Annotated in this window: 11 protein-coding genes; 1 reads left to right on the top strand and 10 read right to left on the bottom strand. The window is 66.5% G+C overall.

Annotated elements, in window-relative coordinates; genetic code table 11:
* Positions 1 to 242: 242 nt before the first annotated feature.
* The 10 genes from RNZ50_00300 to RNZ50_00255 form a co-directional block, all read right to left on the bottom strand.
* On the bottom strand, positions 243 to 1,199 hold the full coding sequence (locus RNZ50_00300) for a calcium-binding protein (protein MDT8853494.1): 957 nt from the start codon (positions 1,197 to 1,199) through the stop codon (positions 243 to 245).
* 101 nt (positions 1,200 to 1,300) lie between these two features.
* Positions 1,301 to 1,582, bottom strand: a complete 282-nt coding sequence (locus RNZ50_00295) for a hypothetical protein (protein ID MDT8853493.1) — start codon at positions 1,580 to 1,582, stop codon at positions 1,301 to 1,303.
* 775 nt (positions 1,583 to 2,357) lie between these two features.
* Entirely contained in the window at positions 2,358 to 4,622 is a 2,265-nt protein-coding gene (locus RNZ50_00290) for a calcium-binding protein (protein MDT8853492.1), read from the bottom strand.
* A gap of 151 nt (positions 4,623 to 4,773) precedes the next feature.
* Positions 4,774 to 5,367: a histidine phosphatase family protein gene (locus RNZ50_00285; GenBank protein ID MDT8853491.1), complete on the bottom strand. Its 594-nt coding sequence runs from the start codon at positions 5,365 to 5,367 to the stop codon at positions 4,774 to 4,776.
* Positions 5,367 to 6,413: an ABC transporter ATP-binding protein gene (locus RNZ50_00280; GenBank protein MDT8853490.1), complete on the bottom strand. Its 1,047-nt coding sequence runs from the start codon at positions 6,411 to 6,413 to the stop codon at positions 5,367 to 5,369. Before RNZ50_00280 ends, RNZ50_00285 begins: the two co-directional genes overlap by 1 nt.
* Before the next feature lie 20 nt (positions 6,414 to 6,433).
* A complete protein-coding gene (locus tag RNZ50_00275) occupies positions 6,434 to 8,173 on the bottom strand; it encodes an iron ABC transporter permease (GenBank protein ID MDT8853489.1) in 1,740 nt (579 codons plus the stop codon).
* A gap of 60 nt (positions 8,174 to 8,233) precedes the next feature.
* Complete coding sequence (locus RNZ50_00270; GenBank protein ID MDT8853488.1) at positions 8,234 to 9,553, bottom strand: extracellular solute-binding protein; 1,320 nt, start codon at positions 9,551 to 9,553, stop codon at positions 8,234 to 8,236.
* Between the two features lie 156 nt (positions 9,554 to 9,709).
* A complete protein-coding gene (locus RNZ50_00265; GenBank protein MDT8853487.1) occupies positions 9,710 to 11,008 on the bottom strand; it encodes a sigma-54 dependent transcriptional regulator in 1,299 nt (432 codons plus the stop codon).
* Positions 11,001 to 12,986: an ATP-binding protein gene (locus RNZ50_00260; protein ID MDT8853486.1), complete on the bottom strand. Its 1,986-nt coding sequence runs from the start codon at positions 12,984 to 12,986 to the stop codon at positions 11,001 to 11,003. Before RNZ50_00260 ends, RNZ50_00265 begins: the two co-directional genes overlap by 8 nt.
* Positions 12,987 to 12,994: 8 nt before the next feature.
* A complete protein-coding gene (locus RNZ50_00255) occupies positions 12,995 to 14,047 on the bottom strand; it encodes a substrate-binding domain-containing protein (protein MDT8853485.1) in 1,053 nt (350 codons plus the stop codon).
* Positions 14,048 to 14,211: 164 nt separating this feature from the next.
* Between RNZ50_00255 and istA the strand changes: the two genes are divergently transcribed.
* A complete protein-coding gene (istA, locus tag RNZ50_00250) occupies positions 14,212 to 15,750 on the top strand; it encodes an IS21 family transposase (GenBank protein ID MDT8853484.1) in 1,539 nt (512 codons plus the stop codon).
* Position 15,751: the final 1 nt, after the last annotated feature.

Below are 15,751 nucleotides of genomic sequence, written 5' to 3'. Positions count from 1 at the left end.
TTGCGGCGGCGGCCCGAGGCTGACCCGGGCCTCGTCGCATTCTGGCGATTAACCGGGTCAGCGCAACCTGTGGCGAGGACGGGATGCTGTTCGTCGGGGCCGTGGGTGGCCGCCATCCCGGGCCGGAAAGGTCCGAAAACCTCGGCCCGGAAATGCGGATCGGCGGCGAAGGACCCTTCGCCGCCGATCCTGCAGGTGATCCGGCGCTTCAGGCGGCCGGATGGCGCCTGAAGCGCCTGTTGTCAGACGAGCACCAGGCTGTTCTCCAGGCCGACGATGGAGGCCCCGAGCAGCGTGACCGAACCGTAGTCTCCGAAGTTGAAGACGACGTTGTCTCCGGCAACGCTGGCAAACATGTCCACGACTTCGGCAGCCGTCAGGACGCCCTCTGCCCCGCGCCACATCGCCTGGCTGAAGACCAGCATGTCCTCGAAGGCGGCGAAATCGTTGACCCTGTCGTGCCCGAACATGGCGCCGGGAGCGCCCGCGGTGAAGATGAACATGTCCGCGCCGCCGCCGCCGGTCAGCAGGTCATCGCCCAGGGCGCCGGTCAGCCGGTCGTCTCCGCCACCGCCACTGATCGTATCGGCACCCTGACCGCCCCGGAGGTCATCGCTCCCCGCGCCGCCAGAAAGCTGATCGTCCCCCAGATTGCCCTGCAGAAGATCGGCCCCGTTGTCGCCCGTGAGGGTGTCGTTGCCGTCAAGGCCATAGATCGTGTCGTTGCCGTCCATGCCCTGAAGCAGGTTCGCCGCGGCATTTCCGTCCAGCGCATCGGCATGCGTGCTGCCGGTCACGTTCTCGATGCTGATCAGCGTATCGCTGCCCTCGCCGGCGCTGACAAGCTGCGGGCCTGCGGCGGCAAGATTGACCCGGACACCATCGACGGACTCGAGATATGAAACCGTGTCGGTTCCGGTTCCCCCGTCCAGAATGTCGTCGCCGCGGCCACCGGACAGCATGTCGTCACCCGAATTGGCCAGAAGGAAGTCGTTGCCGGCGCCGCCCTCGAGCGTATCGTTGCCCATGCCGCTGAACAGCGCATTGTCACTGGCATTGCCGACGAGCAGGGCATTTCCCGTTCCGCCAAGATAATGCACGTTCTCGAACCCGAAGATTGCATCGGGCTCGCCCTCGCCGGTCTGGGCAAAGCTGTCTGCCAGGTTCACCGTGACGGCATCGGACGTCCCGAAGATCAAGAGCGTGTCGTTCCCAGCCCCGCCAAACAGGGTATCCCCTTCAAGGATCGCCAGACCGGCAGAGACGTTCCCCCGACCGATGTCCAGAAGCGGGTTGCCGATCAGGATGGAGTCGTCGCCGCTGCCGCCAAACAGGATGTCGGTGCCATTGCCGCCGGACAGGAAGTAGTGCCGGCACCGCCGAACACGCTGTCAGATCCTTCACCGCCTTGCAGATTGTCGTTGCCATCTCCGCCGAAAAGCACGTCATTGCCGTTGAAGCCGTCGAGGTAGTCGGCCCCGCCGTTGCCGTACAGGCTGTCATGACGCGCGTAGCCGTGGAGATAGTCGTCCGCGCCGCCGCCGGTGAGGGTGTCGTCCTCGGACGTGCCCGGTACCTGCATTGACAGCAGGGCGCCGACGGCCGGGGCTGTCGTGACGATGTAACCCGCGTCATCCGTAACCGATGCTGGTTCCGGCCGTCTTGGAGGTTTTGACGAACACGAAGTTGTGCCGGAAACTGATGATCGTCATGGGTGAACTCTGTCCGGCACAGGGAAGGGAAGATCTCCGGCTGGCTTTCACCGAAGTGCAGCGATGTCCTGAGATGATCGGACCCCGGCCTGTCCGTGCAGGACCGGTGTTGCGGCCCTGAAGCCGGGTGGTTCGGCAACCGCAGCCGGGGCCGATGCCCGGTCCGGCCGTGGCAGACACCGTTACGCGCGGCCCGTCCCGCTGTCGAAGGAAAGAGGCCGGAATCCGGAAACGTGAACCCGCCCGCGCACACCCTTGCCGGGGTGGCGCGGGCGGGCAGGAGGCCCTGGTTGCGCGACAGGACCGGCCATCCCGGCCGGGCGACGCCCTGCAAAACGTCGGCCAGCCTTGCCCGCAATCGCGAAATGGCGGCCGGCGATGGCGTGAAACACCTGCCCGAGATCGCGTGAAATCGCCCCCCGCATCAGCAGATGATGGCGGCCTGCAAGTTTGGCCCGGCCCTGCGGAAATGCTGACCCGCCGGAACGGGACCGCGACGAAGCGGATGACGGGCTCTGACGGCGAGGCGCCGCCGTCGATGCCTCGTGGACCGGCGGGGCGTCCGGTTCAGGGGTCGGCCGCGGGCCGCGCACACCAAGGGGCGGGATGCCACTTCCCGCCCCCTTGCGGCGCGACCCTCTCCGGTCAGGCCAGAAGAAAGTCGCTGGCATCGATCACGCTTGCCTGCACCCCTGTCAGCAGCACCGTGGTTCCGCCGCCAAGGGTGATGATCGTGTCTGCCCCCCCGTTCGCAGCCGCGATGCCGAAGGTGGAGAAGATGCCGCCCGCCACCCGGAACAGATCGGTCCCGTCGGCGAAATCCGTGACGGTGTTCGCCCCTTCGTTCAGCGTGGCGGAGAACTCGAACACATCCGCGCCCGCGCCGCCGGTCAGCACGTCAGTCCCGGCCCCCGCGATCAGGGTGTCGTTGCCGGCGCCGCCGTTCAGCACGTCGTTGCCCGCGCCGCCGTCCAGCACGTCGTTCCCCGCACCGCCGTTGACCCGGTCATTGCCCGCGCCCGCAAGAAGCGTGTCGTGGCCGCCGCCGCCGTTGATGGTGTCGTTGCCCCGGCCGGTGGTGATGCGGTCAGCCCCGCCGGCGAGGTCGGTATAGCTGAAATGTTCGATGCCGAAGAACGAGATGTCGTTGTTTCCGGCGGCGTTGAAGATGCCGCCATGGCCGCCGTCGGAGTAGCTGGTGAAGCCCTGGGTCTCCATCCCGCCCGCGATCTCGTTCACCACCACCAGCGTGTCCTTGCCGCTGCCGCCGGTCACCGAGTCATTCCCGCCGTGCCAGAGCGTGATCCTGTCGTTGCCGCCGCCCGTGCTGATGGTGTCGCTCAGCGCCGAGGTGCGGTGCCCGGTGACGACATCCCTGGCCGAGCCGGTGACAAGGTTGCCGAAACCCTCGATGTTCTGCACCGATCCGGTGGCGAGGAAGGTCGATACCCCGTTGAGGTCGATCACGACCGAACGCTTCACGTCCCCCATGTTGGCCGACCAAAGGTCGAGCCCTGCGCCGCCATCGACGATGTCGATGCCCGAGCCCGAATTGATCGTGTCATTGCCGCCGCCGCCGTTGATGGTGTCGTTGCCCCGGCCGGTGGTGATGCGGTCAGCCCCGCCGGCGAGGTCGGTATAGCTGAAACGCTCGATGCCGAAGAACGAGATGTCGTTGTTGCCGCTGGCGTTGAAGATGCCGCCATGGCCGCCGTCGGAATAGTTGGTGAAGCCCTGGGTCTCCATCCCGCCCGCGATCTCGTTCACCACCACCAGCGTGTCGCTGCCGCTGCCGCCGGTCACCGAGTCGTTCCCGCCGTGCCAGAGCGTGATCGTGTCGTTGCCGCCCCCGGTATTGATGGTGTCGCTGACCGCGGCGCTGCGGTGCCCGGTGATCCGGTCGTTGCCGAGGCCGGTGAACAGCGACCCGAAGCCTTCGACACTGCGCACCTCGCCCGTGTCGAGGAACCGCGACCTGGCGGCGTTCAGGTTGATGGCAATGTTTTCGGTGGCAACCCCCATGTTGGCCGACCAGATGTCGATGCCTGCGCCGCCATCGACGATGTCGATGCCCGAGCCCGAATTGATCGTGTCATTGCCGCCGCCGCCGTTGATGGTGTCGTTGCCCCGGCCGGTGGTGATGCGGTCAGCCCCGCCGGCGAGGTCGGTATAGCTGAAACGCTCGATGCCGAAGAACGAGATGTCGTTGTTGCCGCTGGCATTGAAGATGCCGCCATGGCCGCCGTCGGAATAGTTGGTGAAGCCCTGGGTCTCCATCCCGCCCGCGATCTCGTTCACCACCACCAGCGTGTCGCTGCCGCTGCCGCCGGTCACCGAGTCGTTCCCGCCGTGCCAGAGCGTGATCGTGTCGTCGCCGCCCCCGGTATTGATGGTGTCGCTGACCGCGGCGCTGCGGTGCCCGGTGATCCGGTCGTTGCCGAGGCCGGTGAACAGGGAGCCGAAGCCTTCGACATTGCGCAGCGATCCGGTGCCGAGGAAGGTCGAGACTGCGGCGTTCAGATCGAGGTCGATGGCGGTGGTGGCTGCGCCGAGGTTGACCGACCAGATGTCGATACCGTCGCCGCCGTCGATGATGTCGGTGCCCGAGCCCGAATTGATCGTGTCATTGCCGCCGCCGGCCGAAATCGTGTCGTTGCCACGACCCGTGGTGATGTTGTCCGCCCCGCCGCCGTTGTCGGTGAAGGCGATGCGCTCAATGCCCGAAAAGGTGATGTCGTTGTTGCCCAGTGCGTTGAAGATGCCGCCGTGGCTGCCGTCGGAATAGTTCGTGAAACCCTGGACCAGCACGCCGCCTTCCAGATTGTTGATGATCGTCAGGCTGTCGTCGCCGGTGCCGCCGGTGACTGTGTCGTTTCCGGGGATCGGCAGCGTGCGCGTAAAGGCGGCCATGATGTGCTCCTGCATTTTTTGAAATGCTGAATCATTGGACCACGGGGGCCAGGCATGCCGTGATCTGGATCAATGGCCCTGGAACCGCATTTTCCGGTCGGCCGGGAGATTGCGCACCCTTGCCGGGCCTGCCCGAACCTCCGGCGGTCGCTCAGCTGCGGGACGTGGCGGCCGTTGCCGAACGCCTGACCGAACCCTTCAACCGGTCAACCGGCAGTCTGAGCATCCCGCCATTGGCAAGTTTCATCCCGTTCATCGCGGCCGGGTCGCGCCCCGCCTGCAGGCAGGAAAGGCAACCCGCCCAGGCGCCATGGCCGAAGATCAGCACCGGCGGCCCGGACAGGCGTGCGGCCCGGGCCAGCACGCGGGCGACGCGGGCGGTGAAGGCTTCGAAGGGTTCACCCAGCGGCAAGAGGTGCGGTGCCTCGTGCCAGAGGCCGGGATGGGCTGCGTCCAGCTCCGACCAGAGCCGCCCCTCGAACCTGCCGAAATCGATCTCGGCCAGGTCCGGCAGGATTTCGGGCGTTGCGAAGCCGTGCAGCGCGGCCGTCTGTCGCGCCCGAAGCAGGGGAGAGGACCAGACGGCCGAAAACTCCAGCCCCGCCAGTGCTTCGGCATTTGCGGCCAGTGCCGCCCGATCGGCGGGGCCGAGCGGGTCATCCAGCGCGATGTCGCGCCGGCCCTGCAACTTTCCTTCCGCATTCCAGGCCGTGCGAAAATGGCGGATGAACCACAGGTCCGCCATCAGGCCAGCAGCGGCGCGTTGCGGCTTTCGACCTTCAGCGCGACAGCGGCCCCGGTTTCATGGGCCACCGCCCCCTCGCCATGCAACCGGTCAACGATGATCTGCCCATCCGCGGTTTCGACCAGATAGCGGATCTGGCTGCCGAGAAATTCGCGATGCCGGATGATGCCGGGAATGACACCGAAGCCGCGGTCATCCGTCAGGCTGATGTTCTGCGGCCGGAGCACGATGCGGGTCGCCCTGTCCAGGGTGGTCGCGACCGGCAGGGCGTTGCCGCTCCCGGTCACGAAGGTTCCGTCGCGCAGGCTGCCCTTCAGGATGTTCGCGGTTCCCAGGAAGCCCGCGACGAACCCGTTCACCGGGCGGTCGTAAAGTTCCTGCGGGGTGCCGATCTGCTGGATCACGCCACCGTCCAGCACGGCCATCCGGTCGGACGTGGTGTTGGCCTCCTCCTGGTCGTGGGTCACGAAAACGGTGGTGAGGCCAAGCTTGCGCTGCAGCGCCAGCAGCTCGCGCCGCATCTGCACCCGGAGCGAGGCGTCGAGGTTGGACAGGGGCTCGTCCAGCAGCAGCACCTGAGGCTCGATCGCCACCGTCCGGGCCAGCGCAACGCGCTGCTGCTGCCCTCCCGACAGTTGCGCCGGCATCCGGTCGGCAAGGTGGAGCAGGCCTACAAGTTCCAGTGCGGCTTCAACCTTCGGCCCGATCTCGCGGCGGGGCATCCGGCGTTCCTCCAGCCCGAAGGCCACGTTGGCGCGCACGGTCATGTGCGGCCAGAGCGCGTAGGACTGGAACACCATCCCGACATTGCGCTTCCACGGCGGCAGGTCGGCAATGTCGCGATCCCCGATCAGGATGCGGCCCTGCGGCCGCGGGCCAAAACCGGCAATCGCCCGCAGCAGGGTGGATTTGCCCGAGCCGGACGGGCCGAGGAAGGCAAAGAACTCCCCCGGCCTGATCTCCATGTCGATGCCTTCCAGCACCTTGGTCTCGCCGAACGACAGGTGCAGGTTCTCGATGCGGATGCCCGCCTTGGATCGTGTCATGTCTGGGTTCTCCTGCCGGATCATGCCTCTGCCCCCGGAGCGGCGGCGCGGCGGCGGCGGTCGCGTTCGATGATGCGCTGCGAGAGGTAGGTGCCGAGCGCCACGATGACCACTGCGAGGATGCCGAGCGCGGCGCCGGCCCCGCGCCCCGATGGCGATTGCATGAAGAGATAGATGCCGTAAGCAAGCGGCGCATCGGCCGAGCGGCCCACCAGCATGATGGTGGCCGACAGCTCTACTGCGGCGGTGGCAAAACTGGTGACGAAGCCGGCCAGGATGCCGCCCGACATCAAGGGCACCACGATGCGGCGGATGGTCGAGGTCCTGGTCGCGCCAAGGCTTTCGGCCGCCTCTTCGAGCGCCAGCGCGATCTGCTGCAAGGCGGCCATGCAGGCCCGCAGCGCATAGGGCAGGCGCCGGATGGCAAGGGCAAGAATGATGATCCCCCACCAGCTGGCCATCGGCCCCATCCCGAAGGGCAGCTGCACGCCGTGGAACAGGCGCAGATAGCCGATGCCCAGCACCACGCCCGGAACCGCCAGCGCGGCCGTAGCCATGTAGTCCAGCCACTTGCGCCCCGGCAGCCCGGTGCGGATCACGATGTAGGCAATGGCCGTCCCGAGGATGACATCGAGCAGAGCGGCCGTTCCGGCATAAAGCAGGGTGTTCGTCACGTATTGCATCGACTGGCTGAAGACCGTGCCGAAATGCTGCAGGGTAAAGCCGTCGGGCAGCGGGCTGAAGGACCAGATCGTGCCGAAGGCCAGAAGCACCAGCCCCAGATGGGGCGAAAGCACCAGCGCAAGAATGAACAGGATCACCGCATAGGCCGTGATCTTCTCGCCCCGGCCGAGGTCGCGCTTCGACAGCCCGCCTCCGCCCTTCTGCGTCGTGGCATAGTCCTTGCCGCGCATGAAGAGGAACGAGGCCCAGAGCGAGAAGACCGAGAACACGACGAGGATGAACGAGATCACATAGCCCATCGGGTCGTTGATGCCGACGCCGGTGATCCGCAGATAGGCCTGCGGCGCCAGCATGGTGTTCACGTTCAGCAGCAGCGGCGTGCCGAGGTCGTCGAAGACCTTGATGAAGACCAGCGCCGCGCCGGCAAGATAGCCCGGCATGGCCAGGGGAAACACGATCCGCCGGAACAGCCGCATCCCCGAAGAGCCGAGGTTCTGCGCCGCCTCCTCCATCGACCGGTCGATGTTGCGCAGCGCGGCCGAGAGGTTGATCAGGATGAAGGGGAAGTAGTGGATCGACTGCACCAGGATGACGCCGTTCAACCCCTCCATGAAGGGGATCTTGATGCCGAAATACTGGTTCAGCAGCAGGTTGACCGTGCCGTTGCGCCCGAACAGCAGGCTCATCGCCACGGCGCCGACGAAGGGCGGCATGATGAGCGGGATGATCCCGAGGCTCTGGATCAGCACGGCCCCGCCGAAGTTGAACCGCGTGGTGATGTAGGCCAGCGGCAGGGCGATCATGGTGGCGAAGACCACCGACATCGCCGAGACGTAGAACGAGTTCACGAAGCTTTCGCGGAACAGGGTCGTGTTGAAGAAATCCTGGAAGTTCTGCAGCGTGAACGCGCCGCTGCGCGCGTCGAGGAAGGCCACATAGATCACCTGCGCCACCGGCAGGATCAGGAATGCCATGAGGAAAAGGGCGATGACGATGCCGGTGACGGCGGTTCCGGAAAGCCGCGGAAACAGCGTGAAACGGCCGGAGCTTCCCGGGGAAGCGATGGGTTGGGTCATGGGAAGCACCTGGGCTCGAGGCAGAAGGCCCCGCTCCGGACCAGCCGGAGCGGGTGCGGGTCACTGCATCGCGGCAGCCTGGTCCGCGAGTTCCTTCGCCCTGGCATAGTTGGCCACGGCAAAGGCGTCCCATGCCTGTTCCACCTCGGCCTGACGCCCGACGACCTGTGTCTCGGGTTCGGCGCGCGAGATCTGGAACACGCCGGTGAAGGACGGATCGAGCGCCTGCTCCTCGGTGACCGGCAGGGCCTCGACCAGCGCGCGGGCCTCGTCGATCAGCGCCCTGGCCTCGGCATTGGCACCATCGGGATGCGCGGCCTCGGCCGCCTGCACCGCCGCCACCGCCGCACGCAGGTCGTCCATCCGGTAGGTGATCATCACGTCGAACAGCGAGTTCACCAGATTGTAGCGCGTGCCGGACTTGTCCACGTCGAAGACGATCGCACCGGGCGCGAATTCTTCCGAGAACGGGTTGGGGAAGCCTTCGGGTGCGTTTGCATAGGCGTCCGGATTGACCGGCAGCCGCATGATCGCCGGGTTCAGCAGCACCTGCTGGCCTTCGGGCGACAGGATGTATTCGACAAAGGCCTTGGCCCCTTCGGCATTCGGGGCATTCTCGATGATCCCCACGTTGGCCGGCACGATGGACGTGACACTGGGATAGACCAGCTCCACCGGGAAGCCCGAGGCTTTCGAGGCCAGGCCGAAGAAGTCGATCACGATGCCGAAGCCGAAGTTGCCCGAGTTCACCCCGTCGGGCACGCCGAAGCTGCGCTCGGTCACGGTGCTCATGTTGCCCGAGATCCATTTCCACTTGGCCCAGCCGGCATCCCAGCCGTCGCCCTGCAGCAGGGTCTCGACGGTCAGGTGCGTGGTGCCGGACCGCGACGGCGAGGACATGCCGACATGGCCGTTGTATTCGGCCCGCATCAGGTCTTCCCACTCGGTGGCCACGGGCAGGTTGTTCGCCTCGATGTAGCGGGTGTTGTACATGATGCCGTAACCCGAGGCCGCGAAGCCGTAGTAGGTGCCGTCCGGATCATTGATCGGATAGGAGCCGATGGTATCCGGTATCCCCTCGGCCGCGATGTCGACCCTGGCAAGCAGCCCCTCGCTCTTCAGCACCTCGAACGCATCCGGGGCCGATGCCCAGAACAGGTCGGTGGTGTTCGAGGCCCGGGTCTCCTGCAGGAAGGACACCGAGGCGTTGGTGTTCCGGCTGACCACCTCGAGCTGGTAATCGGGATGTGCCGCCTCGAACGCGGCCTTGAAGGGGTCGGTCAGATCCTTGGGAAAAGAGGTGACGACGACGACACTCTGCTGTGCAGCCGCCGCCGTGGCGACCAAGGCAAGGGCCGTGGTGAGTAGGATCGTGCGCATTGTTGCCTCCCTGGCAGTTTCGTGTCGTGCGCCGGTTTCCTGGTGTCCTCATGGCGCGCAAAAACTGTGCGCAGGGTCGATAATTTTATCAAGCATTTGTTTTCAAGGCATTTTTTGGGTCATATCTGACACGCCTCCCGGGTCGGACATGACCCATCATGCCAGCCCGTGGTAACGAAGACGCAGATAGAGCCGCTTGCGGGGGATGCCCAGAAGGCCCGCAGCCTCGGTCTTTCGTCCGCCGGTCTGCAACAGGGCAGCTTGCAGCAGGCGATTCTCGAATGCCTCCATGGCGGTGTCGTAGTCTTCCACGGCCAGGGCTGCCCGGCCCGCAGGCGCAAAGGTGGGCTCCAGGCCGATCACCAGCCGCTCGGCCATGTTCCGTGCCTCGCGGACGTTGCCCGGCCAGCCATGATATTCGGCCTGTCGGCGGAGTGTCGCGTCCAGCGCGGGCTTCGGCAGGTTGTGCCGGGCGGCGGCCTCGGCCGCGAAATGCTCGATCAGCAGCACGGCATCGCCCTCGCGCTCGCGCAGGGGAGGGAGCTTCAGGGCGCCCGCATTGAAGCGGTGGAAGAGGTCGGCACGCAGCCGCCCTTCGGCGATCAGCACCGCCGGATCGGCCTTCACGCTGCCGAGGATGCGCAGATCGACCGCCCGCGCCGCGCCGCCCAGCGGGGCGATCTCCCGCGCCTCCAGCACCCGCAGCAGCCGGACCTGAAGGGCGTCGGGCATCGATTCCAGTTCATCGAGGTAAAGCGTGCCGCCCTCGGCCGCCGCGATGCGGCCCGGATACTCGCCCGCCACCCCGAAAAGCGCGCGGTCAACGTCCGCTTCGGTCAGCGCACCGCAGTTCAGCGCGACGAACGGCCCGAGCCGCCGCCCCGACATGTCGTGCAGGCAACGCGCGACCAGTTCCTTCCCGGTGCCGGATTCGCCCGAGATCAGCAGGTCGACCCGCAGCGCGGCCAGGGCCGCCACCCGCCGCCGCAGGTCGGCCATCGGGGCGGAACGCCCAAGCAGCCTGTCGGTCGGCAGCACCGAACTTGCCAGCCGGTTGCGCAGCTCCGCATTTTCCAGTTGCAGCCGGCGCATCTCGACAGCGCGGCGCAGCACGTCGATCAGCAGATCCGGATCGCAGGGCTTCTCGAGAAAGTCATGCGCCCCCGCGCGCATCGCCCGTATCGCCCCCGCAACGTCTCCGTGGCCCGTGATGACGACGAACGGCACGCCCGGCGCGATTGTCTGGACGCGGTCCAGCAGATCCAGCCCGGACATGCCGGGCATCCGCACATCGGAAAGGATCACGCCCGGCCAGTCGGCCGTCAGGGCCGCCAGCGCGGGTGCGGCCGAGGCATGTGCCTCGACCGCGAAGCCTGCGCGATCAAGCGTCTCGGCCGTGGCCTGCGCCAGATCGGCATCGTCTTCCACCAGCATGACCGTCGGTCTTTCAGCCATTCGCCAGCCTCTCCCCGGCTTGCCAGCGCCGCAGACGCAGCCGCACCTCCGCTCCCTGCGCTGCGGGCCTGATCTCCAGATGGCCGCCCATGTCCTGCATCACGTTGAACGCGATGGACAGGCCCAGACCGAGACCTTTCCCCACCTCCTTGGTCGTGTGGAACGGATCGACCAGGTCGGCGGGAGCCTGACCGCGAAGGCCCACCCCGTCATCCGTTATGCGCAGCAGGACATCGGCGTGCTGTTCCAGCGCGATGCGGATGGTGCCCCTGCCGCGCCCCGTTTCGGCAATCGCGTCCAGCGCATTGCCGAAGATGTTCAGCAGAACCTGTTCCAGCAGGATTTCGTCGCCTTCCACCGCCACGGCCGCAAGCTCCCCTGCACGCTCCACCGCAACGCCCCCCTGATGCAGCCGGTGTTCAAGCAGCGCGAGGGCCGCCTCCAGCGGCTCGGCCAGCATTACGCGGACGTGGCGATGATCCGACCGGCGCGCGATGCGGCGCAGGTGGCCGATGGTGGCGGTGATACGCTCCACCGTCGCCTCGATCCGCGAGATGGAATCCGCCGCTTGCGGACAGGCCAGACGCAGGTTGTGCAGACGGTGCCGCATCGTGGCAAGCGGCTGGTTTATCTCATGGCTGATCGCCGCCGACATCTGGCCGAGCGCGGCCATCTTTCCGGCCTGCACCAGTTCCCGCTGCGTGCGTTCCAGACGCTCCACCGCGCGCTGCCGCTCGGCCACTTCGGCGGAGAGGTCGCGGTGTGCGGCCTGAAGCTGCGCCGCCGAGGCCCGGAAGACTTCGACAGCGCGCCCCATGTCGGCAATCTCGTCGCGGCCCTTCACCAGCACCGAGGCCGTCTGGTCGCCCTCTGCAATGCGTGTCAGGTCCGCCGCAAGCTGCTCCAGCCGCCGAAGGATGCGGTTGCGCACATAGGCAAGCAGGATGGCCGCGCACGCCGCGGCCCCGAGGAGCGCCAGCGCCGACAGCCAGATCGCGCCCGCAAGCACGGCACCGGCGGCATCGTCTGCGGCAGCCTGCGCGTCCACCCGTTCACGGCGCCCCAGCGTGCTGAGCTGCGCCTGCATCTCGGACAGGGCTTCCTGCGCCACGGCAAGATGGCCCACCGCCTCTGTCCGCAGGGTGATCTGGTCGCGCATCTGTGCGAAGACACCCTCCGGTTCCTGTGCCAGGGCGATCAGCCGGTCCACACTCTCCATGAACAGGATGATGTCGGTCCGTTCCGGCAGGCCCATGCGCAGCAGCGCTATGGCATCCATCGTGTCGTGGCCCAGTTCCCGCACCTCGTCCAGTGCGTCGAGCCCCTCCGCTCCGCGGGCCTGCAGCAGGAGCGCCGTCAGGGTCGCCGTCTCGGATGCAAGGCGGGCAAGGCGGTCACGGGCCAGCCGGTCGCGCTTCAGCCCGCCTTCGGCGGCGGCCCGCCGCGCCGGATCCGGGTCTTCGACCAGCACGCCCAGGGCCGCGTCCATGTTGAAGGAAAGATCCAGCAACAGCGCGCCAGCCTGATCCTGCACGTCGCCATGGGTCCAGCGCAGTTGCTGGTTGGCCGCCCGCACCCGTTGCTCGAGGATGCCAAGCCTGGCGCCGGTCTGGTTGAAACCGGCCAGTGCCCGCCGAAGAGCGGTCTCGGCACGCGCCAGATCCTCGCCCTCGGGGGCCATGCGGAGCACCGAGGCATTGAGAACGCCGGCAATCCCTGCCGCTGCCGCGTCCACCCGGCGGGACAGGTCTGCGGGGTCGCTGTCAGGGCTGGCAACGATGGTTGCCGAAACAGCGGCAAGATCGCCGGTGAACTCCGCCAGCTCGCCTGCAAGCGCGACCCGGGGAATCCTGTCCTCGGCCAGGAACCTGAAATCCCGCTCCGCGCGCAGCACGACATACATGCCGGCCAGCACCAGCACGGTGGCGATGCACACGATCACCAGCAGCGCCAGCGTCAGCCTGGCCCGGATGGACACCGGCTTCCTCATTCGGCCATGCCGGCTTCCGCCCGGTCCAGCAGATCCGACGAGGCCCGGGACCAGCGGATGAGCGTATCCCGGTCAAGGACCGCGCTGCGGGCCTGATGTTCGCTGACCGGCATGTGCGTCAGGATCGTCCGCAAGGCAGCCCGGTCGGGCGCATCCTGCGGCAGGCCGTGCCAGCGGCGCCACAGGTCGCGGCGGCGCAGGAAGTCGCGGGCGACGAAGCTTTCGAACAACTGGTTCACCGCCTCGTAACGCCGGCTGGCGAGCCCCGGATCGTAACGCGACCAGCTGAACTGCAGCGCGGCACGGACCTCGGGAAGCAAGGTCTCGGCCAGCTCCGCCCTGATCTCGGGAAGCACCGGAATCCGGCGGATATCGGGCCGGAGCAGCAGGCGCTGCCCCTCGGGTGACAGCAGAAAGTCTATGAAGGTCTGCGCGGCATCGGCGCTTTGCCCCCCTTCCAGCACCGCAATCCTTGCCGGAATGATGATGATCGGCCGGCCATAGCGGAAGACCAGTCCGGCATTGCTGCGCTTCAGCGCGAGGAAGTCGATCGTCAGCCCGATGTCGAACCGCCCGTGATCCACGCCCTCCAGCACGCCGAAGCTGCGGGCCGAGATCGTGTTGAGCTGCCCCGCCAGTTCCAGCAGCCAGGCCCAGCCCGCCTCCCAGCCGCGGTCCTGCAGGATCGTTTCGATCAGGCTGTGGGTCGTTCCCGACTGCATGGGATGCGACATGCCGATCCGGCCGGCAAGCTCGGGTGCGAGAAGGTCATTCCAGTCTTGCGGCGGCCTGCCGGGAAACGGCGTGCGCCATGTCCACCCGACGGCCGAATAGGCAAAATCCACGTGGCTGTCCGGCCCCTTGCCGAGCAGGCTCCCGGCCTGTCTCAACACCTCGAAAGCCTCTGGCGCGGAGGCCCAGAACAGATCGAAGCGGCGATCATTGCCCGAGACGAGTTCGGAAACGGCGGCGTTGGTGTTCTTGTTCAGATGGCGGATCGCGATGTCGGGGTGGTGTGCCCCGAACGCCTCCAGCACCGGGGCGATCACCTCGGCCTCGTAGGATGCGTGTTTCGCTTGATGGTGGGCATCGATTTCACGGGATCATGGGCAGTCATTTCGCGTGAAGCTGGGCACTGATTTCGCGGGATCGCGGGCAGGTCTGGTCGGCAAATTGAGGATAGTTGCGCCTTCAGGAATGAAGGGGTGGCTTGATGCCGACAGGACGATTGAACATGCGCCGGATACGAGATGTTTTGCGATTGAAGCTTGGGCAAGGCCTGAGCGAGCGGTCCATTGCCGCTTCCCTCGGTCTGAGCAAGGGGAGCGTCGGAAGCTACACCCAACGGGCGCGTCATGCCGGGCTCACGTGGCCCTTGCCGGAGGGGATCGATGACGACAGCCTTGAACTTCTTTTGTTTCCAGCCCCGCCCACGGTGCCGGACGCGGAGCGGCTTGTGCCCGACTGGGCGGAGATTGACCGCGAGTTGCGCCGCCCTGGGGTGACGCGGATGCTGCTCTGGGAAGAATACCGTGCCGCGCACCCCGGGGGTTTTGCCTATACTTGGTTTTGCACGCATTACGAGGCTTGGAAGGGTCGGGTGCGCCCGACGATGCGCCAGACACATGTGGGCGGCGAGAAGGTGTTCGTTGACTTTGCCGGCGACACCATCGACGTGATCGACCCCACGACCGGCGAAGCGCGGGCCATGAAGCTGTTCGTGGCGGCAATGGGGGCATCGAATCACACCTATGCCGAGGCGGTGGCATCGGAGGGGTTGGAAGATTGGATCCTCGCGCATATCCGGATGTTCGCCTTTCTGGGCGGCGTGCCAAAGGCGGTGGTTCCGGACAATCTGAAGTCCGCCGTGATCAAGGCAGACCGGTTTGATCCGGGGCTGAACCGGACCTATGCCGAGATGGCGGCGCATTATGGCACCGCCGTTCTGCCCGCCCGGCCGCGCAAACCCCGGGACAAGGCGAAGGTGGAAGTGGCTGTCCAAGTGGCACAACGCTGGATTCTGGCGCGGCTGCGGAACCACCGGTTCTTCTCATTGGCCGAGTTGAACGTGGCGATCCGGCGGCTGCTGGACGAGTTGAACATGCGCGTGATGCGCGGCTATGGCGCCAGCCGCGCCGATCTGTTTGCCACTTTGGATCGGCCCAATCTTCAGCCCCTACCGCCCGAACCTTATGTCTTCGCCCGCTGGAAGCGCGCCCGCGTGGCACCCGACTATCACGTTGAGGTCGACAGCTCATGGTATTCCGTGCCCTTCGCGCTGATCAAACAAGAGGTCGATGTTCGCACAAGCGGCCAGACGGTCGAGATATTCCATCGTGGTCAGAGGGTTGCGAGCCACGTGCGCACCCCGGGGCGGCGCAGCCATGTCACCGTGGCCGACCATATGCCATCGGCCCATCGTCGCTTTGCCGAATGGACCCCGGCCAGAATGCTGGCGCAGGCAACCAAGACCGGCCCCGCCGTCGCCGCCTTTTGCGAGATGGTGATGGCTGACCGCCCCCATCCTGAACAGGGGTTCCGCACCTGCCTGGGTGTGCTGGCCTTGGTCAAAACCTATGGGCCGGAGCGCGTTGATGCGGCCTGCCAGCGGGGTGTGACCATCCGGGCCCGCACCGTCACCTCCATTCGTTCGATCCTCAAGACCGGCCTCGATCGCGCCTTCCTGGAAGGCTCCGAAGAGGTCGCCCCCCTCCAGCACGCCAACATTCGTGGCGGCAGCTATTACCATTGAG

The organism is Paracoccaceae bacterium Fryx2 (genome assembly GCA_032334235.1).
Classification (GTDB): Bacteria; Pseudomonadota; Alphaproteobacteria; order Rhodobacterales; family Rhodobacteraceae; genus JAVSGI01.
This window is presented reverse-complemented; position numbering and strand designations above follow the sequence as displayed.